Raw genomic sequence first — 23,171 nt, 5'->3', positions numbered from 1 at the left:
AGAAGCCGGTGAGAGTCCGGCGCTGTCCCGCAACCGTGATGCCGTACGGCTGAGCCGGATCGCCGAATCAGTTGAGTGTTGATGCCATGTCGTGGGTTGCGTGGCGTGACGATCCTCTCGTTCGTCGCGGTGACCCGCCGAGAGGAACTTGATGAGCCGCCGCCCGGTCACCATTGCGAGCCTGCTGGCATCCACGTGTGCGGCGGGGTCGATGATGGCCTCCCCCACCAATGCCGAGGGAGCAGGATTCCACGACGGGTGGTGTCAGAAGGACGAAGGTTACGCGGTCGTCCTGTACTGGCCGGCCAAACCCGCTGAGGTCGTGCCCGAGATTCCGGGCAACCTCAACTCGAAGACTCTCGTGCGATGCATCATCGGGGCGCACAAGGTGTCTGGCCACGACGGCAGGGCGGACGCCCTGACTCTGGCTGGCTTCTCCCATGATGGGGGCTCGGGCCAGATCGTCACCAGCATCAACGGCATCGAGGCTGACCCCTTCGCCGAGAGCCCAGCGACGTGGTGGTACCACACCGGCACCTGGGAGGAGGGGTCCGGTGGCAGATGGGACGAGACTCCCCGTTGGGATCCGAGTCTCGAGATCAACGGATTCAGCGTTGTGGTGTTCTCCACTGACAACACACATCTGCCTCCCATCACGCCGAAGTTCGCCAAGGGCGGTGACGACGGCGACAAACCAGGCCCGGGCCCCGGACCGTCGACCGGACCGACCGGCAGACCCAGCCACAGGCCAACCGGCAAGCCCACCCACGAGCCGACTGGTGGCCATGCCAAGCCGACGAACAAGCCCGCCCACGAACCGGGGCATGGCGGAAACAAGCCGTCCCACAAGCCTGGTCACGGCCACGGCGGGAACCATCACAATCGTCTCAACCCGACGGCGCCGACGCACGGCACCGGACCGAAGCCCGGTAAGAACCACGACAACGCAGACAGCCGCCCCAACACCATCGTGACTGTCCGTCCGACCACCACGTCGCCTACGCCGCTTTCTCGTCCGTCGTCCCCCCCGGCCACCCCGAGCTCGCCGACCCCAAGCTCCAGCGCATCCCCTCCCGCTGCGAGTGCTGGCCCCGCGCTGGCCCCGCAGTCATCGTCCTCCCCGGTATGGGGGCGTGAGGACCGCACGCGTCATTCTCCGGACAACGACGAACATGGAGGTGCCCCGTGGTGGGTACCGGTCGGTGTCGGGGTCGTCGCCCTGGCTGGCCTGGCCTTTGCGGCCATCGGTCGTCGTCATCGCCGTCGTCCTGACCGGGAGGACGAGGAATGAGCCACATCTCCACAATCAGTGCGGTGGCGGTCGCTCTTCTGACGGTCTCTGTCGCCGCTGTGGTCGGGACCGCTCCCGCCCACGCCGAGCAGAGCGCCCAGACGACCAGCCTGTGTTCCGGGGCGAAGGTGTGCAGTCTGACCACCGATCGTTGGCTACGTGAGGGAACGACCCCGAAGGTGATCGTGCGCGGAAATCCACATGTCCGTGGCACGGTGCAGATATTCCAAGCCTCCATCACGGGCAACAAATTGACCGGACTCGAGCCGATCGGCAAGGGGGCCAGTTTCTACACCGACGCGCAGGGCGTCGCCGATGTGTTGATCCCCATCGCCTCCTCCCCGGGAATTGGTGAGGGCGGCTGGGCCTTGGTGAGCGTCTCCGACATCCAGGGCCTCGACACCACCCGGATGCCAGGCCAATTCATCCCCTTCGGCTCCCTCGTACCGCATCTCCTGGGTGACGGCTACTCCGAACGCAAACCCGCCGGCCAGACCCTCGACATGCAGGCTGTCGGTGCAGTCCCCGGCGAGACCTACCGGGTGCAAGTCAGGCAGGGCGACACCTGGCATGACGCCACCGCGATCGGCGAAACCCCTGAAGCAGCCGCCGATCCCTCACAGATCAGCCACATCCGCTGGACGGTGCCGCGCGGTCTGACAGGTACGAAACACGACGTCAGGGTGCAGTCGGTCACTGATCCACAGCGAACGACCTCGTGGACGCTCATTCCGGCCGTCGACGGGATCAAGGCTGCTCGTAGTCCGTTGTTCACTCCCCCGCCGGTCGGCACCAACCTCGACGTGCCGACGACTGATCGGGATGACCATCCCGAGGGAACCGTCAAGGCCGCCGCCGGAGTCCTCCTCGGTGTGGGAGTCGTCTCTGCCCTCGCCCTCACCGCCACGTCTCGTCCTCAACGCCACAAGGGCGAGGTGAGTGCTCCATGACGGTCTCACACATTCACTCCACCTCAGCAACTCCGACCCCTGCCTGGGCATGGGGAGCTGAGCTTCTCGTTCTGGCCACCATCGCCGTCTCGACGACGAATCTCCTGCTTCTCGCGGTGATGTGGTTGTGCCTCGTGGTCACCTTCGCGATGTTGGGTAGCCGTCCGGGAGTGCTGGCCACGGCTCGCTGGCTGTCAAGCATCATCGTCGTGTGGTGGATCATCATGGCGATCGTCAGCCCCTCGGCGAACTCGACCTTGGGTTCTGTCGTGTGGCGATTGCCGACGTGGTCTCCCGGACCGGGAGTCCACCTCGGTGGCGCCATGACTGCCTCGGGTCTCCTGCTGACCGTGACGTCCACGCTGAGAGCTCTCGTTCTCGTTGCGATCGCGGGAATCGGCATGTCAGCAGTGCGACCAGCCGACGCATCAGCTGCGGGACGTCGCCTGTTGGGCTCGTGGTCTCCTGTTCTGGAGCCCTTCGCTGCCCTACCTGACGCCTTGGATCGCCACGCTGTCGCCGCGTCGATGCGTCCTGCCGAGATCGCCGCAACGACCCGTGAAGGGGCTTCCGGGCTGGCTCGTCAACACCGTCCGCTGGCCGTCTGGACTGCCCCGGTGCGTGCGTTGGTCCTTGTCATCTGCATGACGGTACCAGCCGTCACGCTGGTGTCCATGCATCCGTTAACCAGGATCGACCAGCCCACGACCGCCTTGTTGGCCTTGATCGTGGCGGTCCTCCTCACTGCTTTGTTGCCGACCGGGGAGCCCATCGGGACGGTCTCGGGTCCCAACCTCGTCGTGGCGGTCCTGGCCGCCGTCACCCTCGCGCTGTGGATGATCGGCGTCAACGGGTCTGCGGTCACTCCCCACCCGGGCTGGCCACCAATCCCGGTCACCAGCCTCATCTGCACCGTCGCACTGCCCCTGGTCGTCGCCGTGACCACCCCGCGTCGTCGTCAGGAGGTGTCAGCGTGATTGTTCTCGACGACGTGACGGTGTGGCTGCCCGGCCGAGGCACCGTCATCAACGACGTCAATCTCTGCCTCGATGCCGGCACCGTGACGTGCCTCGTCGGCCGTCGCGGATCAGGGACGACGATGCTGCTGCGGTTACTGGCCGGACACTTACCGGCTGGTTCCCGAGTGCGAGGAAGGGCCATCATTGATGGCACCGACGTCATGGACCTGGGGCCAGACCTCCTCACGGAGATGAGTCTGATCGTCGACACTGACCTGCTGACCTGGGCGGATTTACCATATTCGGATTCCGTCGAAGCCGGCCCCTGGACTCGTCGTCCTCTCGACACATGGCCACTCGACGCCCGAGCTCAACTTGCGGAATCCCTCGTCACCCCCGCCGTGGCAAGCTCGCAACGAATCATCCTCGTCGACCACCCGACCTCCGGACTCAATGGCTCGCAACGTGATGCCCTCACCGCGCGGTTGCGCGAACTCGCCGATCGTGGCGCAACGGTGCTGTGGGCCGATCACGACCTTGACGCCGCCTGGGCCCGGGCCGACCGCATCGTGGAGATGTCGGCAGGATCCGTCATGTCCGACTCGACTGTTGAGTCCTGGGCGCCCCAGAGCCTCCCACTGCCGATCGGTCGAGCTCTGGCTTCCCTGGCAGGCCGCCATGACTCTGCCGTCACCGCTGGCACCCTCCCCACCGTCTTCTCGGGCTTACCACGGCCCCGTCGCAACCACGAACACCGCGCTGGGCCTGTCATGACGGTGATCAGTTGCCACGATCTCGGTCTGGACGGCCCCGACCTCGCCATCCATGATCGTGAGTCGCTGGCCATCGCCCGGGCTGTGGACCTCGCTGGGGCCACTGCTCTCAAGGCTGCCCCCGACCCGGACGACCCCGTCCGTCCGGAATCGGTCGCCTCACAGTTATTGCATGCGCTCCCACGACCGGGCCGCTCCCTGCCCTCGGCGTCGCTACGCCCCAGCCGGGATCTTCACAAGGTGGCAGGAACGACCGAGTTGGCGTCTCGACGTCACTGTGACCTGTCCCGCGGCGAACGAGCATGGCTCCGCCTCCACGACTGCCTGGTGTCTCCCGACCCACTGCTTGTCGCCCACGCTGACCACGACCTCGACCCCATCGAGAGGTCTCAGGTCTCCGAGAGTCTCTTCGACGAACCGGCCGGTCTGCGCATCATCACGACCCGGGACGTGGAGTTCCTGGTACGAGCAGTCCATCGCGTCATCGTCATCGACGGTCATCGCGTCATTGCCGACCGGTCCCCACTGGCCCTGGGGCTCGCCCCCCTCACCTGGGTCGGAGCCCTCACCGGTTCCCGCCATCACATGACCCTGGGTGACGTCATCGACTCCCTCGATCTCGTGGAAGGCAGGACGTCATGACGACCACCAACACAGTGACCACCGCCCACACGGAGCGTCCTGCCCGTTGGCGCACAGTCGGCGCGACCTCGGGCCGCCTCTGCCGCACCATCGCCATCGTCCAGGTCCTGCTTGGCGTCATCTGGCTCACCTGGCCGGTGTGGAGTTCCCGTACCGCCGCCCTCCAGACCCAGGCCGCGTCAACTGCACCATGGCTCGTCGCCGCCCAGATCGGCGTCAGCGCTGCCATGACAGTCGTCCTCGTCCGCGAGACGAGGTCCGCTCGTTCTCTCAGCCTGGTGCTGGGTGCAGCGGTCCTCGCAGCCGGGGTCCGTGCCGGTCTGGCGCCGGGAGACAACGGCATCGAGCCGGTCTTCTGGATTCCCATGCTCGTCGGTGCGGTGCTGGGAGCGCCCGGTGGCGTACTCGCGGGAACCTTCACCTGTCTGGTCTCGTCGGCCGCCACCGGCACGGTCGCCACCCCACTCGCCGGACAGCTCGTCGTCTGGCAGCTGTGGGGGTTGGCCGGAGCTGCCATGGTTCGGCTACGCACCGTCACGACGTGGCTTGTCGGCGCCCTGTGGTGCGTGGTCCTCGGCCCGATCACCGGGCTTCTGCTCAACCTCATGGGATGGGCGTGGGCGGAGGCCGACCCCGGGCAGTCCTTCCTCGCCGGGCTCGGCCCGGTCGAGGAGGCACAGCGCCTGTGGGCCTGGACGACAGCAACCTCGCTGGCCTTCGACATGACCCGAGCCATCTCGAACGCCGTCGTCTGGCTCGTCGTGATCCCGTTCGTTATTCGTGCCTTGCGTCAGGCGCTGGCTCCGGATCGTCGCGCATCGGCGCGAGTGAGACCCGTCATCTCGGCTGTCAATGACACGGCCCTCGACAAACGAGGCCTCAGTGGCCTCACCACTTCCTTTTCCTTCCCGACCACCACTCACCATTCAGGAGACGACGATGACACACCACACTGACGCCGACGCTCAGGCACGTCCCGCGCTCGGTGAGCCGGAGCTGAACTGGGCGGCGGATCGACTCGACGCCCTGGTGGCCGCCTTCAGCGATCTCGTGGTGGGACAGTCCGCCCTACGCACCAGTTTGCTGGTGGCGATGTTAGCTCGTGGGCACGTGCTGCTCGAGTCAGTCCCCGGCCTGGCGAAAACCCTCTCGGCCTCCACGTTGGCCTCGGTGGTTGACGGGTCCTTCACCCGCGTGCAGTGCACCCCTGACCTACTGCCCTCCGACATCATCGGCACTCAGGTCTTCGACCAGTCGACGGCAACCTTCCGCACTGAGCTGGGTCCGGTGCACGCCAACATCGTCCTGCTCGACGAGATCAACCGTTCCAGCGCGAAGACCCAGTCCGCCATGCTCGAGGCGATGCAGGAACGTCAGACGTCGATCGGTGGCGTCGTCCACCCGTTACCCGACCCCTTCATGGTGTTGGCCACCCAGAACCCCATCGAGGAGGAAGGCACCTACGCCCTCCCGCACGCCCAGATGGACCGCTTCCTACTCAAGGAGGTGCTCGACTACCCGGACGTCTCCGAGGAACTCGAGGTCCTCAACCGCATCGAGGACGGATCGATCGACGCACTGGTGGCCCCGGCGGTGAGCACCAACGATGTCCTCACCCTGCAGGACCTCACCCGTCGTGTCGTGGTCGACGAGGCCATCAAGCGCTACATCGTCGACCTCGTCGCGGTGACCCGTCACCCTGAGTCCGCCCTGTCGAATTCCGCTGCTCGTGCCATCGAGTACGGAGCATCTCCGCGTGCCTCGATCTCCTTCATGGCAGTTGCGCGTGCTCTGGCCCTGCTGAAGGGTCGCACCCACGTCATCCCGGAGGACGTCGTCACCCTGCGTCACGCCGTACTGCGTCACCGTCTGGTCCTCAGCTTCGAGGCCCAGGCTCAGCGAGTGCGTTCCACCGACGTCATCGACGCCGTCTTTGAGGCGGTGCCCACCCCGTGACTGTCACCACGAGCACTTCCACCAGCGTGCTGAGCAGCCGGGAGCGAGCCCTCATCCAGGCCGTCCGCTCCCGGGTGCCGCTGGTGTTGCGGCGCCGGGTGGAGTCTCTCCTTGACGGCGACCACGACTCGGTCCACGTCGGTCGCAGCCTCGACTTCAACGACCTGCGCGCCTATGCCCCCGGCGATGACGTCAAGGACGTCGACTGGAAGGCCACGGCCCGCCGCGGGGAGTTGCTCATCCGTCGTCACGTCGCTCAGCGTCAGGCCACCCTCATGGTCGGGATCTGCGGTACGTCGGCAATACACGGTTGGTGCGACATGGACGTGACGAAGGCCCATCTGGCAGCGGTGGTGACCACGATCATGGCCCAGATCGCCATGGACCATGGCGACCGGGTTGCCATGATCTGCGCCGGACCCAGCAGGACGTCCTCGTGGCGTCCGACCGTCCGCATGCCACAGGTGGAACGGATGCTCCACGAGATCATCAGCCTCGAGGATGCCAGCGGCTCCCCCGACCCTCACGTCGTGGAAGCGGTGCTCGAGACAGCCACGAATGCTATGCGAGGCCCCGGGCTGCTTCTTCTCATCCGTGAAGACGAGGAGCTCACCTCAGCCCAGGCCAATGCGTTGAGCCGAGCCGCAGTACGTCACGACGTCATCGTCGTCACCCTCACCGACATGCTGGCCACGGATCCCAGGCTTGCCGGCCGCGCCATCGTGGCAGCCGACGGTGGCCCTTCCGTGATGCAGGAGGTCCTTGGCGACCGTCAGCTCTGCGAGGAGACCGCGTCCGCCCAGATCGACCTCGCCCGGCGCAGCGACGCCATGCTTGATGATCTCGGTGTCACCCACGCTCGGGTACGGACCGTCGCCGAGGCGCCGGAGGCCCTTGCCCTGGCCCTGTCACGACGTGGGAGGCGATCATGATTCTCCTTAAGATCAATCCCACCGTTCCCGTCCCCGCCCATTGGTGGATCCTCGTCGCTGTCCTTGTTGCCAGCGGCATCGCCGCCCTCGTTGCTCTCGTCGTGATGTCTCGACGCCATGACGCCAGCGAGGATCCCCGCGATGACGTCGCGCAACTGTCATCCGAGTGTCTCAGAGTCCTCGACGACGTCTCGGCCAGGTTGGGCACGGACCTCTCCCCACGCCAAGTCTGTCAGGAAACCAGCCGGATCGTGCGTCGCTTCATCGGTTTGGTCAGCACGGAGGATGCCGACTACCTCACCGCCTCCGACCTGTCGCGGGCCGCTCGACGTGAACCTAGGCTGCAATCAGCCGCCGCATTCTCGGAGCAGGCTCGTGACGCCTGCTTCGGCCCGCCGCCCAGCGAGTCCCGTGCTCGCGATCTCATCGAGTCTGGACGAGGGGTGGTGACCTCATGGCACTGATGCAATGGCCACTCGCCATCGTCGCTGCCGTCGTCGTACTTGTGGTCGTCATCGCGGCATTCCTGTGGCCACTCAATCGACACCGTCGGATCCAGCACTCGGCAGTCCCGCTGGACCACCTGGACCGGCTGCGGGCCCTACCCCGTTACCAGCATCTCGTTCGGGCTCGACTCCGACGCCACCTCATCCAGGTGATGTGCGTTCTCGTCGCTGCGGCATGCCTGGTGGTGTTGGTGGGTCGTCCCGCAAAGCCTGACAAGAACTGGCAGCATCGTCGCACCCATGACGTCGTGCTCTGCCTCGACGTATCCGGGTCCATGGCCGACGTCGACCGTGACGTCATCAAGGCCTACCGGAAGCTGGCGGACAACCTTGGCGGTAACCGGATCGGGCTGGTGGCCTTTGACTCGGCTGCCGTGACGATCTTTCCGCTCACCGACGACGCCGACTACATCGATTCCCATCTCGATCAGTTCTCCCATGCCCTGAGCCGTGGACCCATCCCGGGATCCCGGGCAGGCGCGAGCGGTTCGAGCCTCATCGGCGACGGTCTGGCCTCCTGCCTCCAGCGTTTCGACGGGTCTGACGATCGACGCGGGCGCACCGTCGTGCTGGCTACCGACAATCAACTCTCTGGCACACCGGTCTTCAGCCTCAACGAGGCGATCCGCCAGACCGTCACGAGGAAGGTCCTCGTCCAGGGGATTGCCCCCTCGGAGGCGGATGCCGCCGCGGTCTCCATCCTTCATGACGCCGTGGCACACACGGGAGGTGACGTCACCCTGATCACCGGAACACATCTGGAGGACCCAGATCGCATCATCACCGCCGTCAGTGACCAGGAGGCACGTGCGACCGGCGCAACCGCCCGATGGGCCCAGGTCGACGTCGTCTGGCCCTTCGGGGTGCTGGCACTGGTGTGCCTCATCGCGGCGACGGCGATGGAGATCGGCCCAAGGCGTCGAAGGGAGGACTCATGACCGTCAATCCCGACTGGGTCCTCCTCGTCGTGGCTATCCTGGCAGCACTCGCCCTGGCTGCCATCGCGGTGACGGCACATCGCCGTTCTTCTCCCCGATCTACCACGGCGATGTGGTGCCGGGCGCTCGCTGCCCTGGCTCTCGTGGGGGTGGCCCTGCGCCCCGGGGGCGCCGACCCCTCACGCAGCAACGAGGCAGCTGGCGCCGAGGTCATCGTCATCGTTGACCGCACCACCTCAATGGGAGCGACCGACTTTGCTGGCAAGCCGCGAATGTCCGGGGTGACCGCAGACCTCACCTCCCTGGCCGCCGCGATGCCGTCGGCACGGGTGAGCGTCATCGCTTCGGACAACCAGGCACGGATCGCCCTACCTCCCAGCACCGACCCAGCTGCGCTGCGCACCCTCGCCGAGACCCTGGGCTGGCGAGAAACGGTGAACGCCACTGGTACCGACATTGGCCTGGCCGAACCTCTGGCCCGCCAAATGCTCGTCAAGGCGCGAGAAAGCCGTCCCACTGCGAAGAGATATCTGGTGTACATGGGCGACGGCGAGCAGACAGCGTCCTCGGCTCCGCACAGTTTCTCCGACGTGTCCGGGCTCATCGACGGCGGTCTGGTTCTCGGTTACGGGACGACCTCGGGTGGCACCATGCCCATCCGTCCTGGCGCCACTGAAAAGGTGACCAGGAATGGCTCAGCTGCGGTGTCCCATGCTGATCCGCAGGCCCTGCGAACCATGGCCAGGCAGCTGGGGGGACAATTCCTCCAGCGTGACGCCACCAGCACGGTGACCTGGTGGGAGAACCCGCTCCAGCAGCCGGCCGATCCACAGCCTGGACGCATTCACCACTGGGCCTGGTGGTTCGCCGCAGCCGCTCTGATCTGCGAGACGGCGGATGCCTGGCTCAGCGTGCGGGCATGGCGTCGGATGCGCAGAGAGGTGGCGTGATGGCGAACTTGGAAAGACCAGGACGTCGTGGCATGCACGGTGTCAGGCCCCCATGGACGCTACGAGTTGGGGCTGGAGTCGTCACCCTCGTCGCCCTCGCGGCGGCAGCCCTTCCCGCACGGACGATGATCCTCGTGGATCGCGGACGATCGGACCTTGACCAGGCAGATGCCACCAGTGCCGAGGAGAAGTTCATGGCCGCTGAGAAGTGGGCGCTCATCGACACGTGGATCGCCCCCTATGACGCCGGGGTCGCTCGGTACACCCGTGGCAACTACGACGGAGCGGTCGGCAAGTTTGAGAAGGCCGCAGGTCTGGCCCCTGCTGAGGAGCAGTGCCGGGTTCGTCTGAACTGGGCGTGGTCATTGGAGGCGTCGGCTGATCGCTATGCCAAGGCCGACAACCGCGACGAAGCCCTCGTGCGGTGGCGTCAGGGCAAGGAAGTGCTCGCTGACGCCCAGTGCACCTCGTCGTCACAGAAGGCTGCGGCGAGCAGCACCAGGTCTCGACTTGATCGCAAGCGCCAGAATGGTGGCGGAGGAGATGCCGGTAAGGAGGCGGATTCCTCTGGTCAGCAGAGCACCAAGGATGATCTCGAGGAGAAGCTCAAGAAGGCCCAGGAACAGCGTCAGAAGGCGCTCGACCAGGCCGACACCTCCCAGAAGAACTCGGGTTCCGGTACTGGACGGACGTGGTAGCTCGCCGGCACGCATCCCACTCCGGAACTCGGAGCCGGGCCCGCGAACAGATCTCCTGGTCTGGCTCGACTCGCACGTGAGACGACGAGGGGCCCCACCATGGCGGTGGGGCCCCTTCTGCTACTCGGAGATCACGCTCCCGTGGAAGGTAGTCCGGGGTGGCGCGTGGGATCGTCCGGGAAGGATGGATTCACCGGGATGTTGCCCTGCTGAGGTCCGAGCTTGGTCGGAGAGCTCGATGGCACCTGAGTCGGCATCGCCGTAGGACTGACAGTCGGAGTCCCGGTCGGGGTCACCGTCGGCGTCGGCGTCACCGTGGGGGTAACAGTCGGCGTCGGCGTCTCGGTCGGGGCGACAGTTGGAGCAACGGTGGGCGTCACCGTCGGCGTAAGCGTCGGCGTCACCGTGGGAGTGACAGTCGGGGTCACCGACGGCGTAGGAGTCGGCGTAGGCGTCGGAACCGCAGCCGTCACCGGCTGGATCAACGTCCCGGCGAAGTCCTCGGAGTGGCTGGTGGCGTCCTTGTGCGACCACGTCCACGTGTAACCATCGCCGGCCTTCGGATAGGTCACTATGTCACCAGCTACCGTCACACCTTCAGGAGCGATGAGCTCAGCCTTGGAGCCGTCGGCAGCCTTCGCCACCGGAACCGCAACCGGTTGCTGGGCTGGAACGGCCGGGAGCGTCACCGTCTGCCACCGGGCACGCAGACCCATGAAGGCGATGTCGCCCAGACCCGACAGCGGGGACAGGTCAAAGATGTGGTTTGAGCTGAGTCCCACCTTGGTGAGTTTCGTCATCGCGGCCAGTGCAGAGACATTGGAGATGTCGTTGTTGTCGAAACCGATCTCGACGAGGTTCGTCAATCCCTTGATCGGGGTCAGGTCCGAAATCTTGTCATTGTTGAGGAAGAGCTTCTTCAACGAGGTGGCACCGGAGATCCCGGAGAGATCGGCCAGGTTGACGTTGTTGTTGGCCACCAGGCGGGTGAGCTTGGGAAGCGAACCCAGACTGTCAAGGCTGGTCACACCGGGATAGGTATACTTGCCGCGCGTGTTCTGATTGATCGTCAGATCAGTGAGATTCGTCAGCGAGGACAGCTGCCGCACCGAGGTAATGGGGTTCTGGTCCAGGCTCATCGTCCTGAGATTCCCCAGACCCGCCAACGGAGCCAGATCCTTGACGCGGTTGTTGGGTAGGTAAAGGGTCTCGAGCCTCGTCAGACCGGCAAGCGGATCGACGCTCTCAATCTCGTTGGTCGTCAGGTACAGAGTCTTGACATTGGTGAGGGCCTCGGAACCGGTGATGTCCTTGATGCCCTTGTCGATGCACTTGACCTCAGCCAGCGCACCAAGATTCTCAGCGGTCAGGGGCTTGCTGGCACCGACGGCGTCCTGGAGGCAGGATTTGAAGTTCGCGTCGGGGATATCGACGAGCTTCGGCGGTTCGGGAGCCGCGACGACATGGACAGTGATGGACCCGTTGAAATACATCGAGGCGTCGCGGAACTGCCACACGTAGTCACCGGCGGAGGGATAGGTGACGTTGTTGCCCTTGATCTTGACGCCTTCGGGCACTTCGCGGTCAGCCACGAAGGTCGTCCCGTGGTGATCGACAGCGGTCGGCACCGGAACTTCACCCCCAGCGATGGCCGAGCCGCCGTCAACGCTCTGGAAGTTCGAGGTGATGTCGGCGTCGCCCAAACCCTTGATGTCCTTGAGTGCGGACAGGTCGCGGATGTGGTTCTTGCCGACATCCAGGCGCGACAGCTTCGTCAAAGACCTCAGGGGCGAGATGTCGGAGACCTCATTGCTGTTAACATCCAGACTGAAAATGCCGGTGGAGGCGGCCAGCGGCTTGAGATCGCTGATCCTGTTGCCCGATAGGAAGGCCTTTTCCAGACCGGTCAGTTGATCTATGCCGGTGAGGTCTTTGATTCCCAAGTTCCGGCAGCTCAGACTCGTCACGCCGGCAAGCTGCTCCTTGGTAGGGGTGGTGGTGCCGAGCTTGTCAGTGATGCACTTCTGCAGGGCCTTGTCAGGAATCTCGAAGGACGCCGCCGGAGTGCTCGGGGCTGGATCGACCTTCGGCTTCCAGGTCGGAGGGACCTCCCACGGACCATCAATGAGCATGTAGTGCCATGCCTCGATCGAGCCAGGCTTGGGGTGATAGTTGCTGGCGCCCAACTGCGAGTACTCCCAGTCAACCGTGGCGTCCTTACCTGCCGGCTGGCCATGGAAATAACCCCAATAGGCGTAGAACTTGTCAGGATTCTCCGGGTACCCGTTAATTGAATCGACGAACATTCCCAGGTCGCCACCGAAATCGGTGCTTCCAATGTCGAAACCGGCTGACTCCAACGCCTCCACCCCATTGGAGAACTTCGACGCGCAACCGGTGTCGACATGCCCGTCATCACGCTCGGCATACACGAACACGTGCTTCTGATTGATGCACGTCTGCGCCTCATCGTCATAGGACGCGGCCGGCGTTGCCGATGCCGGGGCGAGGAACACGATGGCCATCGGTATGGCCAGGGCCGCGGAGAGCACCGCGGCCAATCCTTTGAACCGTCTCACAGGTCCTGCCTTTCACATGTGGACGCTTCGTCGTCGTCCACAGCCAGGACCGACCATTCCGCTGTCCACGACGGAATTGAGTACGAGACATTTCAACGACAGCGATCCGACTGTGTCGACATCTCTGCCGACCTACACGGTTGCGGGACAGTCCTGGATTCGCACCAGGTTCTCCATCGATGAAACCACTCGGATCTTACCAACAGTGTTCGCGTCGACGAACCCGGATGTGGACATGCGGTGGCCGCGAGCTTAGAATTGCACCGCAACCACAGGGGAATTCGGTGCGATACCGGAACTGACCCGCAACCGTGAGGGGCCCACCCCCGAGTCGGAGTACCTGGGTTGTCGAAGGAACATCACACACCGTCGAGGACTGCGGTGAGTTCGACCCGGGAGCCTTCCCTGTCCGCAACGCAGCCTCAGGAAGAAGACCCGCCACATGCTCAGACTCACTCGATGGATCGCCGGCCTCGCTGCCGGTGCACTCATCGCATCACCATTCACAACATCAGCATTCGCCAACCCACCATCCACCCCATCACACACACCCCTCACCACCACCGACGACGGCTCCACCCCCTACTGCTTCAACCCACCAACCAACCCAGTCAAAGGCGCCATGTGGCCCGGATCGATCAACGACACCGCCGCCACCAGCACCTACGTCGCAAAAGCCGCTGACTGGCTCGCCAACAAATGGAAACAAGACCCCAAGAACTACAGACAAGCCGGCGGCATCGCTGACGGCATCATCGCCCTGGTCGGCTCCGATGCCCACCCCGACACCGTCACAGAAATGACCACAGCCCTCAAAAAAACCGGCCCGAAATACATCGAAAACAACCCGGCCGGCCTGGCAAAAGTCATCATGACCGCCGAAATCCTCGGAGACGACCCCACCTACTTCCTCGGCAAGGAAACCGGAAACCTGTGGATCAAACTCGCCGGCTACATCAACGACACCAACCCCAACATGCAACGCCGCGTCACCATGTACTGGGGCCCACACCTCATCACCATCGCACTAACCCGAGCCAACCGCCCAGTACCGAAAACAATTATCGACAAGCTGTTGTCCACCCAGGGCACTGGAGGCACCGATGCCGGCGCTTTCGGCTACACCAAAAAGAACCACGACGGCACCACGACCTTCGTCGGCGACCCCGACTACACCGGTATCGCCCTATCAGACCTAACCCTCCTCCAACACAACCCACACCTCATCCCAGACAACTACAACACCAAAATCACTACAGCCGCCAACCACGCCACCCAATGGGCACTCAACACCAAAACCCACGACGACGGGGACTACTGGGAAACCTACTCCGCCGCCAACTCCACCGGCATGCTCGCCAGCGCACTCGCAGAACGCGGCGAAGACATGACAACCGTCAAACAATGGCTCATCCGCCAACAAAACCTCACGAAAGTCGGCGCATGGCAAGCCCAACGCAACGACCACGAACCCAACATCATGGCCACCGACCAAGCAATCATGGCCATCACCGGCCACGGCTACGCCTCAACATGGTCCGGCAAACCCCCCAAAAACACCCCAACCTGCACAACCACCCCAACCCCCACCCCAACGGTGACCCCGACCGAGACCCCGACAGTCACTCCCACGGCCACTCCGACCGGCAAGCCCGGCGACATGAGCGGCGCCCAGAAATGCATCGCCGTGGGCCACGTGTGGGTCTACATCGAGCAGGACAACGGCACCTCCAAGGGTGCGTGTGCCTCGAAGTTCGGCAACGGCATGGAGGCTCTTGAGTCCGCCGGATTCGTCGTCACGTCCGACGGCGGCATGGTCACCATGATCGATGGTTACCCGACGAAGGTCGACACCCACGAGGCATACTGGTCTTACTGGCACGCCACCCCGGCCGGCGCTGACAAGTCGGTGACGTGGGAGTCCTTGACGACCGGTGCTGGCAACGCCCATCCCAAGGCTGGTTCCATCGAGGGCTGGTACTTCAAGCCCCTCGCCGCTGACCAGAATGCCGGACCGAACTGGGATGCCCATCTGAGACCATACGATCCCTCGGCCACCCCGACCCCGACTGTTACCCCTACGGTGACGCCGACTCCCACGGTGACGCCCACCGTTGTTCCGACTGAGAGCCCGACCGAGACGCCCACGGTGACCCCGACCGGATCGGCCACCCCGACCCCGTCAGCCATCGCTACTGGTTCCGCCACTGCGACGGCCACCGCTACCGCGCACACCCCGGTCACCCCAGCTCCGGTCGGACCGTCGAACCGCCCTTCAGATCGTGCGACACCTTCAGATCGTGCGACAGCTCTTCCCCGTACCGGGGTCTGAGACAGGACGAATGCTCTTCTCTGAGGCATGATCGTCATGTGAGTATTTCCCACATCGAGAACCGGCGAGCACTCCCGACCATGGGAGGAGTGCTCGCCGCTCTGTTGTTCGCAGCCCTGACGATCTTCTTCCCGTTCTTTGCGCACGCGGCCCCCTCGCCGAGCGTCGGCACTGGTCAGACGACAGCCATTGACGACTGCCTCAACACCAGAAAGGTCTGGGTCTTCGTCATCACTGACGACGAGAAGGTGCTGGCCAACCAGTGCGTCGACTCACCATCGACCGGCGCCGACGCGCTGGAGAAGGCCGGAATCACCATCGGCAGGAACAAGTCGGGTCTCATCTGCACGATGAACGATCACCCCGAGACCTGCCCCAAGACCTTCAACGGCCAGTACTGGGCGTATTACCACGCTTCCGGCGCCGGTGCTGTGTGGGGTTACTCGAAGAAGGGCGCCGACCAGTACACGCCAACCGCCGGATCCATCGAGGGATGGTGCTACAACAGGCCGACGACCAAGTCGTGTACTCCCCCGACGTTGGCCGCTGGAAGCACCGAGGGTTCCTCCTTCCAGCTGACCAACAACAGCGCCAAGAAGGCTCAGAACACCGATTTCTCGTCTCACAGCCCAATTGCCACGATCAGCGTCATTGCCATCGTGGTCATTGCCCTCATCGTCGCGATCGTCATGCGTCGTCGCCAGTCCTGACCCCCACCATCACAACCCGCAACGACTGCGGGGCCGGGGATCACATCCCCGGCCCCGCTTCTCACAGGTGAGAACTCATCGTCACTTCTGGAAGCCGATGTCCTCCGCGTGCACGATCTGGAAGGTCGCAGCACCGAAGTTCGCGAGGTCCTTCGGGGTGGCGGTGAACATGATGCGGCGGTACAGCGGCAGAGTCATGACGTCGTCCCAGATGATCTTGTCGGCCTGGTTGGTGAGCTCACGACGCTTGTTGACGTCCATCTCGGTGTCGATCTGTGGGATGAGCTTCTCGATCTCGGGATCGACGATCTGGGAGAAGTTTGACTGCGACGGCTTCTTGGAGCCCTGGTCAGCAGCGCCATAGATCTGACGGACGTTGGCCATCGGGTACTGGGTACCCTGCCACGTGAACGCGATGACGTCGAAGGAGTGGTTCGACAACACCTTCTGCATGTCGCTGGAGGGGGTGTTGACAAGGTTGACCTTGACCCCGATCTTCGCCATGTCCTGCTTGAACAGCGCACCCTCATTCTCAGAAGTGGGGACACCAGTCAGCTGAGCGTAGTTGACGGTCAGGGTCTTGCCGTCCTTGACGCGGTAGTCACCCTGCTTCTTCCAACCGGCATCGTCCAACTGCTTCTCAGCGGCCTTCGGATCGTACTTGAACTCCTCCGAATTGTCCTTGTAGCCAGGCTGGCCGGGCATGAAGAAGTGGTTTCCGAGCATCACCGAGTCGGCCTGGATCGGCAGACCGGCAAGGTCGGACTTGGCGATGGCCGGGCGGTTGATGCCCTTGACAATGGCCTGACGGACGGTCTTGTCAGACAAGTTGGCCGACTCGGCGTTGAAGGTGAAGTGGCGCCACTGCAGCGAACCGGCAGCACGCATGTCGGCGTCATCACGCTTCTTGGCGGTCTGGTAACCGTCCTTGGTGATGATGGTGTCGGCGACGTCGATCTCCTTGTTGGCGAACGCCTTGGTCTTGGCGGCATCCTCCATCTGCTTGAACGTGACGGTGTCGAGCTTCGACTTCTCGCCCCACCACTTGTCATTGCGCTTGACGGTCAGGGTCTTCGAAGCCTGATCCACCTTGGTGGGGATGAACGGGCCGGTGAACCAGTCGGGGTTCGGCTTCTTCCAGCCAGCGTTGAAGACGTCCGGGTCGGAAGAGCCCTCCTTCGGAATGAGCATACTCATGGTGGAGGTCCAGTCCGGATAGGTGTTCTTGAAGGTGATGACGACGTCGGTGTCCTTGTCACCCTTCTCCACCGAGGTGATCTGGTTGAAACCGTCGGTGGTGGCCGGCAGGAACTTGTCGTTCTGACCGTTGCAGGCCTTCCACATGGCCTGGTAGTCGGTGTAGTCGATGACTCGACCGGAGTTCCACTTGGCCTTCGGGTTGAGGTGCAGGGTGACGACCTGCTTGCCGTCCTTGGTGTCAACCTTGGCCGACTCGATGTAGTCCGGGTTCGCCTTCGGGGTGCCGTCCTCGGTGTAGTAGAAGTTCTGGGCGCCGATGAAATTCCAGATCGTCGTCGCGAGGTCGGCGGTGTTGTTGTCGACCTGCAGCGGGTTCCAACCGGTCGGCAGGGGACCGATCGCAAGACGGAGGGTGCCACCGTCCTTGATCTGGTCCCGGGGCTTGATGTTCAGGGCAGCCAGCGGCGCGTTCGCCGACGTGGTCTTGTCGCCGTTGTTCTGGTCGCCGCCGGACTGGTTCTTCTGTCCGCAGCCAGTCAGGGCAAGCGAGCCCACGGCCAGAGCAGCCACTGCGGTCGTCAAGGTCTTGCGCACGGTAAACCTCCGCAAAGTTGAGGATCCTGGATGGATCATGATGGCTTGAGCTTGGCACTCCTCCTCCGGACCAACCAGCGAGAACAGCCTCAGAACTCGGTTTCGTTATGAAATCTTGACTTTTCCTCGATCCGACCGTGATTGTCGTCAGCTCACATCTGCCCGTCGGGCAATGCGCAGATGAGACCACCAGTGGTCCCGTGACCATGACGCATGGGGTGGCGTCGTCGCAACGACACCACCCCATGTCAGGGATCCACTGCAGAGTCTCAGAACACCCGAATCTCCTCGGGGAAGTGACACGCCGTGCGCCGGTCGATGTCCGCCCGCGGGTACGACAACTCCGGACGCTCCCCCATGCACTTCGCCTGGGAGACCTCGTCGAGCTCCTTGAACTTCGGGCAGCGAGTGTGGAACGGGCACCCGGACGGCGGCGCAGCCGGTGACGGCAGGTCACCCTCCAGCAGGATGCGGTGGCGGTTGTGCTCCTTGGACGGGTCGGGCACCGGGATGGCTGAGAGCAGGCCCTGGGTGTATGGGTGCATCGGATGGTCGAAGACCTCGGAGACCTCTCCGAGCTCGACGATGCGTCCCAGGTACATCACGGCCACGCGGTTGGCGATGTGGCGAACAACCGACAGATCGTGGGCGACGAAGAGGTAGGAAAGCTCCAACTTCTCGCGTAGATCCTCCAGCAGGTTCAGCACACCGGCCTGGATCGACACGTCCAGGGCCGAGACCGGCTCGTCGAGAACGAGCAGCTTCGGGTTCAGCGCCAGCGCACGGGCGATACCGACACGCTGCTTCTGGCCACCGGAGAAGTTTCGCGGGTAGCGGTTGGCATGGGCAGGTTCCAGCCCCACCAGGGCCATCAGCTCGTCAACCCGCTCCGGAATCTTGCTCCTCGGGTACCCGTTGTACTTCAGTGGCTCGGCGATGATGTCGGCGATCGGCAGACGCGGATCCAGGGATGCCATCGGGTCCTGGAACACCACCTGGAGGTCCTGTCGGGTCTCCTTGCGGTCCTTGGCGTTCATCGTCGCCGCGTCGCGTCCCAGGACGACGACAGTGCCCGCCTCCGGCTTGGCCAGCTCGAGAATCGACATGATCGTCGTCGTCTTGCCACAGCCCGACTCCCCCACCAGACCGAGGGTCTCACCCTTCTTGATCCGAAAGGAGATGCCGTCAACGGCATGGACGGTGCCAACTCGCCTCTTGAAGACCGCACCCTTCATGAGCGGGTAGGTCTTGACGAGGCCCTTGACCTCCAGAACGTCCTCGAGCGCCTCGCGGTCCGACGTACCAAGGGCTGTCGCCTTGAAGCGGCCCTTGCGCTCACCGACATGCGGGTAGACCTCCGCGTAGGTGCGGTCGATCAGTTCGCGGTGACGAACACACGCAGCTTCGTGATGCTCAAGGTCGGTCGGGCTCAGATCGGGCTCTGCCTCGCGACAGGCATCCACGGCCATCGGGCAACGCGGGGCGAAGGGGCATCCCGGCGGGAGAGTGAGCAGGGAGGGCGGGTTGCCCTCGACCGGCGTCAGCGGCTCATCCTTGTCAAGGTCAGGACGAGGCAAGGATCCCAACAGGCCGATGGTGTACGGATGCCGGGAGCGGTAGAACAGCTCGTCGACGTTGGCCCGCTCGACGATACGCCCGGCGTACATGACGGCCACGCGGTCGGCCAGACCAGCGATGACACCGAGGTCATGGGTGATCATGACGACGCCTGCATGGGTCTCACGCTGGGCGACGCGGAGCAGGTCAAGGATCTGAGCCTGAATCGTCACGTCAAGGGCCGTCGTCGGTTCGTCGGCGATGATGAGATCCGGGTCGTTGGCGATCGCCATGGCGATGACGACGCGCTGGCGCATACCGCCGGAGAACTCGTGCGGGAAGGCCTTGGCACGCACCTCCGGATTCGGGATACCAACCATGTCGAGCAGCTCGAGAGCACGAGCCCAGGCATCCTTGTCGGACATGTCCGAGTGAATCTGAAGGGCCTCAACGATCTGGTCACCGACCGTGTACACAGGAGTCAGGGCACTCAACGGGTCCTGGAAGATCATGGCGACCTTCTTGCCGCGCACGTCCGACATCCAGTCGTCGTCGCGTCCCAGCAGCTCGGTGCCGTGAAGCTTGACCGACCCATTGACGCGAGCGCCCTCGTCCAACAGGCCCATCACCGACATCGAGGTGACGGACTTACCGGAGCCAGACTCACCCACCAAGCCGACGACCTCGCCGGCATCGACACTCAGGTTGACCCCGCGCACAGCGTGGACGACGCCATCCTCGGAGGGGAAACGGACGTTGAGGTCCTTGATCTGCAGGACCGGCACACCCTCCTGACGCTCCGGCAGGGCGTCGGACAGGTTCGCCGCAGTGGCAGTCTTCTTGCTCATGCCTTACCACCAGACTTGGAGGAGGGATCGACGGCGTCGCGCAGGCCGTCACCGATGAAGTTAACGCTCAACAGCAGGATCACCAGCACGCCGGCCGGGAACATGAACAGCCACGGCGAGGTCGTGACAGCGGTCATGCCGTCACCCAGCAAGGTACCCAGGGAGGTCTCAGGCTTCTGCACGCCGAAGCCGAAGAAGGACAGCACCGTCTCACTCATGATGGCCGCGACCACACCGAGCGTCAGGTCAATGATGAGGTAGCTGGCGATGTTCGGGATGACGTGCTTGACGATGATCGTGAACGGCGGCACCGACATGAACCGGGCAGCCGTGACGTAGTCGAGGTTGACCACCGACAGCGTCATGGCGCGGACCACACGGGCCGACAGCATCCAGCTGAAGGCCGACAGCAGCAGGATCAGCAGTGCGGTCGAGGTGCTCTTGCCAGAGGTGTGCTGACTCAGGATGGCGATGATGAGGAAGGACGGGATCACCAGCAGCAGGTCGATGAACCACAAGATGATCTTCTCCGCCACCTTGCCGAAGTAAGCCGCAGCCGAGCCGATGAGGGCGGCCAGGGTCTCCACGATGATCGCGACGCAGAAACCGATGATGAGGGACTTGCGTAAACCTTCGACCGTCATGGCGAACAGGTCGAAACCGCCCTGGCTGGTGCCGAACCAGTGGTACTGGTCTGGCGGGGAGAGGAAGGCGTTGTCGTCAACGACCCAGTAGTCCCAGTTGGCGATGTACGGGCCGACGAGGGCGAGCAGGATGATGAGAGCCAGCCCGATGACACCGATCTTGGAGCCGACCGGACGCCAGAAGCGGCGCAGGATCAGACGGCCACGTGACATGTGCTTGCCGTCACGCTCATTGCGTCCCGGCTTGTGTTTCTCGTTGCGGTTGGCAGCGCTCAAGGCGTCAGGGCCTTCGATGGGCGCGCTAGGGCCCGCCTTCGGGGTGTTGAGCTCGACGCTGGCGTTGTTCGTGGGTTCAGACATGACGGCTCCTCCTCATCGAGCCCGGACACGCGGATCGATGACCGCGATGAGGATGTCGGACAACAGGGCACCGGTCAGCGTGCAGAGGCCGGAGAAGGCGACCACCGCAACAGATCCGTTGATGTCGTTCTGCTGGATCGACATCACTGAGTACGAACCGACACCGTTCCAGGCGTACACCTGCTCGGAGATGGTGGCACCGACGAAGATGTTGGCCACGCCGAAGGCGAAGTAGGTGGCCATCGGGATGATGGCATTGCGCAGGGCGTGGTGACGAATGGCGCGTCCCTTGCGCAGACCCTTGGCTCGAGCGGTACGGACGTAGTCGGCACCGAGGGTGTCGAGCATCAAGTTGCGCTGGTATCTCGAGTAACTCGCCAAGCTCAACGCCGACAGGGAGATCGTCGGTAGGAGGAGATGCTGCATCCGGCTGAACAGTTCGGCTCCGACGTAGTCTCCGTGAGATCCAACCTCACCGATGAACTGGAAGAACTGCGTGCCGGTTGCCTGGTTGAACTGAATGGCACCGAGCTGCAGCAGGACGGCCAACACCATCGTCGGCGTCGAGATGAGCAGCAGACACAGGAAGGACACGATTCGATCAGCAACCGAGTACTGGCGCACAGCCGACCATGCGCCGACGGCGACACCACCGACCATGCCAATGATCGTTCCGCAGATCACCAGACGGACGGACACACCAATGCGGGTGCCAATCAGCGAGTTGATCGAGTCACCATGTGGGGTCCAGCCCCAGTTCCAGTGCAGGAAGACCATCTTCAACCATCGCTCGTACCGCACCCAGATGCTGGTGTCGGGATTGATGTTGTAGTTGGTCAGTGACTGGTTGATCGCCGTCCAGTTGAGCTTGGGATTCGTCTGGTCGAAAGCGTTGCGCGGGTCCAGGGCATACGAGGCGAGCAGGTATGCAAAGGAAACCGCAACGAACAACAGCACGACGTAATTGATGAGGCGACGCACCACGTACTTGAGCACGATCGTCCTTTCTCACAGTGTGCAGTGCCTGCTGGGAGGGCAGGTGGGCCGCAGGCGGGTGGCCGTAACCCAGGCGGCAGGTCGTGCCGCTGCACACGGTCTGGCATGGGGTCATCTCGGCACGCTGGCCGTTTGATGCGTGTGATCTTACACACACCCAACCCCTGGGCCAGTCTGCTGAGGTCACAAGGGCAAGGCATGTCGTCATTGCACGTGCGTTGCCCCGGCAGATGACACGAGGGACGGGAAACGGTCAGGTTTCCCGTCCCTCGCACGTCATTCAGTCGTGTTCACGACGTCACACGAAGGTCACGTCACCGCTTGGTGACGCTGCCGCCAGCCTTCTCAATCTTCTCCTGGGCCGACTTGGACCAGGCGTCGACAACGAGATCAACCTTGACGGTCAGCTCGCCGGTTCCGAGAACCTTGACGAGCTCGTTGTCACGGACGGCACCAACGGCGACGAGATCATCAACGGTGATCTTGCCGCCCTTGGGGAACAGGGCCCCGACCTTGTCCAGGTTCACGACCTGGTACTCGGTGCGGAACGGGTTGTGGAACCCGCCCAGCTTCGGGGCCTGCATGTGAATCGGCATCTGGCCGCCAGCGAAGAACTCGGGCACATTCTTGCGTGCGCCGGTACCCTTCGTACCGCGACCAGCGGTCTTACCCTTGGAGCCCTCACCACGACCAACGCGGGTCTTGGCCTTGTGGGCGCCAGGAGCGGGCTTGAGATCATGGAGCTCAATAGCCATG

The 23,171-nt window shown here is 63.7% G+C and carries 19 protein-coding genes and 2 riboswitches; of the genes, 13 read left to right on the top strand and 6 right to left on the bottom strand.

The genetic code is table 11. The annotated features are described in order from the left end of the window. The first annotated feature begins 151 nt into the window (after positions 1–151). Genes ACUCCZ_RS01740 through ACUCCZ_RS01690 form a run of 11 tightly spaced genes read left to right on the top strand, consistent with a single transcriptional unit; the run spans position 152 to position 10,595 of the window. The gene (locus ACUCCZ_RS01740; protein WP_435917895.1) at positions 152–1,291 is read left to right on the top strand and encodes a hypothetical protein; all 1,140 of its coding nucleotides are present in this window, start codon (positions 152–154) and stop codon (positions 1,289–1,291) included. Beyond that, entirely contained in the window at positions 1,288–2,241 is a 954-nt protein-coding gene (locus ACUCCZ_RS01735; protein ID WP_435917896.1) for a hypothetical protein, read from the top strand. Before ACUCCZ_RS01740 ends, ACUCCZ_RS01735 begins: the two co-directional genes overlap by 4 nt. Beyond that, positions 2,238–3,218, top strand: coding sequence for a hypothetical protein (locus tag ACUCCZ_RS01730; protein ID WP_435917897.1), 981 nt, complete (start codon positions 2,238–2,240; stop codon positions 3,216–3,218). Before ACUCCZ_RS01735 ends, ACUCCZ_RS01730 begins: the two co-directional genes overlap by 4 nt. Further along, on the top strand, positions 3,215–4,615 hold the full coding sequence (locus ACUCCZ_RS01725) for an ATP-binding cassette domain-containing protein (RefSeq protein ID WP_435917899.1): 1,401 nt from the start codon (positions 3,215–3,217) through the stop codon (positions 4,613–4,615). Before ACUCCZ_RS01730 ends, ACUCCZ_RS01725 begins: the two co-directional genes overlap by 4 nt. Next, positions 4,612–5,571, top strand: a complete 960-nt coding sequence (locus ACUCCZ_RS01720; protein WP_435917900.1) for a hypothetical protein — start codon at positions 4,612–4,614, stop codon at positions 5,569–5,571. Before ACUCCZ_RS01725 ends, ACUCCZ_RS01720 begins: the two co-directional genes overlap by 4 nt. Next, positions 5,555–6,571, top strand: a complete 1,017-nt coding sequence (locus ACUCCZ_RS01715) for an AAA family ATPase (protein ID WP_435917901.1) — start codon at positions 5,555–5,557, stop codon at positions 6,569–6,571. Before ACUCCZ_RS01720 ends, ACUCCZ_RS01715 begins: the two co-directional genes overlap by 17 nt. Beyond that, on the top strand, positions 6,568–7,503 hold the full coding sequence (locus tag ACUCCZ_RS01710; protein ID WP_435917902.1) for a DUF58 domain-containing protein: 936 nt from the start codon (positions 6,568–6,570) through the stop codon (positions 7,501–7,503). The genes ACUCCZ_RS01715 and ACUCCZ_RS01710 overlap by 4 nt, the downstream gene beginning before the upstream one ends. Continuing rightward, positions 7,500–7,967 (top strand): hypothetical protein, encoded by a 468-nt coding sequence (locus tag ACUCCZ_RS01705; RefSeq protein ID WP_435917903.1) that lies wholly within the window; start codon positions 7,500–7,502, stop codon positions 7,965–7,967. Before ACUCCZ_RS01710 ends, ACUCCZ_RS01705 begins: the two co-directional genes overlap by 4 nt. Further along, complete coding sequence (locus ACUCCZ_RS01700; protein ID WP_435917904.1) at positions 7,958–8,947, top strand: vWA domain-containing protein; 990 nt, start codon at positions 7,958–7,960, stop codon at positions 8,945–8,947. The genes ACUCCZ_RS01705 and ACUCCZ_RS01700 overlap by 10 nt, the downstream gene beginning before the upstream one ends. After that, a complete protein-coding gene (locus ACUCCZ_RS01695) occupies positions 8,944–9,897 on the top strand; it encodes a VWA domain-containing protein (RefSeq protein ID WP_435917905.1) in 954 nt (317 codons plus the stop codon). The genes ACUCCZ_RS01700 and ACUCCZ_RS01695 overlap by 4 nt, the downstream gene beginning before the upstream one ends. Next, positions 9,897–10,595, top strand: a complete 699-nt coding sequence (locus ACUCCZ_RS01690) for a hypothetical protein (RefSeq protein WP_435917906.1) — start codon at positions 9,897–9,899, stop codon at positions 10,593–10,595. The genes ACUCCZ_RS01695 and ACUCCZ_RS01690 overlap by 1 nt, the downstream gene beginning before the upstream one ends. Before the next feature lie 131 nt (positions 10,596–10,726). Here the strand turns inward: ACUCCZ_RS01690 and ACUCCZ_RS01685 are convergent, their stop codons facing one another. Next, on the bottom strand, positions 10,727–13,174 hold the full coding sequence (locus ACUCCZ_RS01685) for a leucine-rich repeat domain-containing protein (RefSeq protein WP_435917907.1): 2,448 nt from the start codon (positions 13,172–13,174) through the stop codon (positions 10,727–10,729). A 108-nt stretch (positions 13,175–13,282) separates the two neighbouring features. Further along, a riboswitch (cobalamin riboswitch) is annotated at positions 13,283–13,397 on the bottom strand. Then, positions 13,396–13,631, top strand: a riboswitch (cobalamin riboswitch). Its footprint overlaps the riboswitch before it by 2 nt. On the opposite strand from ACUCCZ_RS01685, the gene ACUCCZ_RS01680 reads away from it, so the two are divergent. Then, positions 13,617–15,506 carry a prenyltransferase/squalene oxidase repeat-containing protein gene (locus ACUCCZ_RS01680; protein ID WP_435917908.1) on the top strand — a complete coding sequence of 630 codons (1,890 nt, stop codon included), beginning with the start codon at positions 13,617–13,619 and terminating at the stop codon, positions 15,504–15,506. (Overlaps the previous riboswitch by 15 nt.) Before the next feature lie 38 nt (positions 15,507–15,544). Beyond that, positions 15,545–16,216 (top strand): hypothetical protein, encoded by a 672-nt coding sequence (locus ACUCCZ_RS01675; protein WP_435917909.1) that lies wholly within the window; start codon positions 15,545–15,547, stop codon positions 16,214–16,216. An 81-nt stretch (positions 16,217–16,297) separates the two neighbouring features. Here the strand turns inward: ACUCCZ_RS01675 and ACUCCZ_RS01670 are convergent, their stop codons facing one another. From ACUCCZ_RS01670 to rplO, 5 genes are all read right to left on the bottom strand, one after another. Next, a complete protein-coding gene (locus ACUCCZ_RS01670) occupies positions 16,298–18,010 on the bottom strand; it encodes an ABC transporter family substrate-binding protein (protein WP_435917910.1) in 1,713 nt (570 codons plus the stop codon). Positions 18,011–18,279: 269 nt separating this feature from the next. Continuing rightward, positions 18,280–20,415, bottom strand: coding sequence for an ABC transporter ATP-binding protein (locus ACUCCZ_RS01665; protein WP_435917911.1), 2,136 nt, complete (start codon positions 20,413–20,415; stop codon positions 18,280–18,282). Then, positions 20,412–21,419, bottom strand: a complete 1,008-nt coding sequence (locus ACUCCZ_RS01660) for an ABC transporter permease (protein WP_435917912.1) — start codon at positions 21,417–21,419, stop codon at positions 20,412–20,414. The genes ACUCCZ_RS01665 and ACUCCZ_RS01660 overlap by 4 nt, the downstream gene beginning before the upstream one ends. Before the next feature lie 12 nt (positions 21,420–21,431). Beyond that, positions 21,432–22,415 carry an ABC transporter permease gene (locus tag ACUCCZ_RS01655; RefSeq protein ID WP_435917913.1) on the bottom strand — a complete coding sequence of 328 codons (984 nt, stop codon included), beginning with the start codon at positions 22,413–22,415 and terminating at the stop codon, positions 21,432–21,434. Between the two features lie 314 nt (positions 22,416–22,729). Then, on the bottom strand, positions 22,730–23,170 hold the full coding sequence (gene rplO / locus ACUCCZ_RS01650) for a 50S ribosomal protein L15 (RefSeq protein WP_435917914.1): 441 nt from the start codon (positions 23,168–23,170) through the stop codon (positions 22,730–22,732). Between the last annotated feature and the right edge of the window lies 1 nt (position 23,171).

This window comes from Cutibacterium nasicola (assembly GCF_052654715.2).
This window is presented reverse-complemented; position numbering and strand designations above follow the sequence as displayed.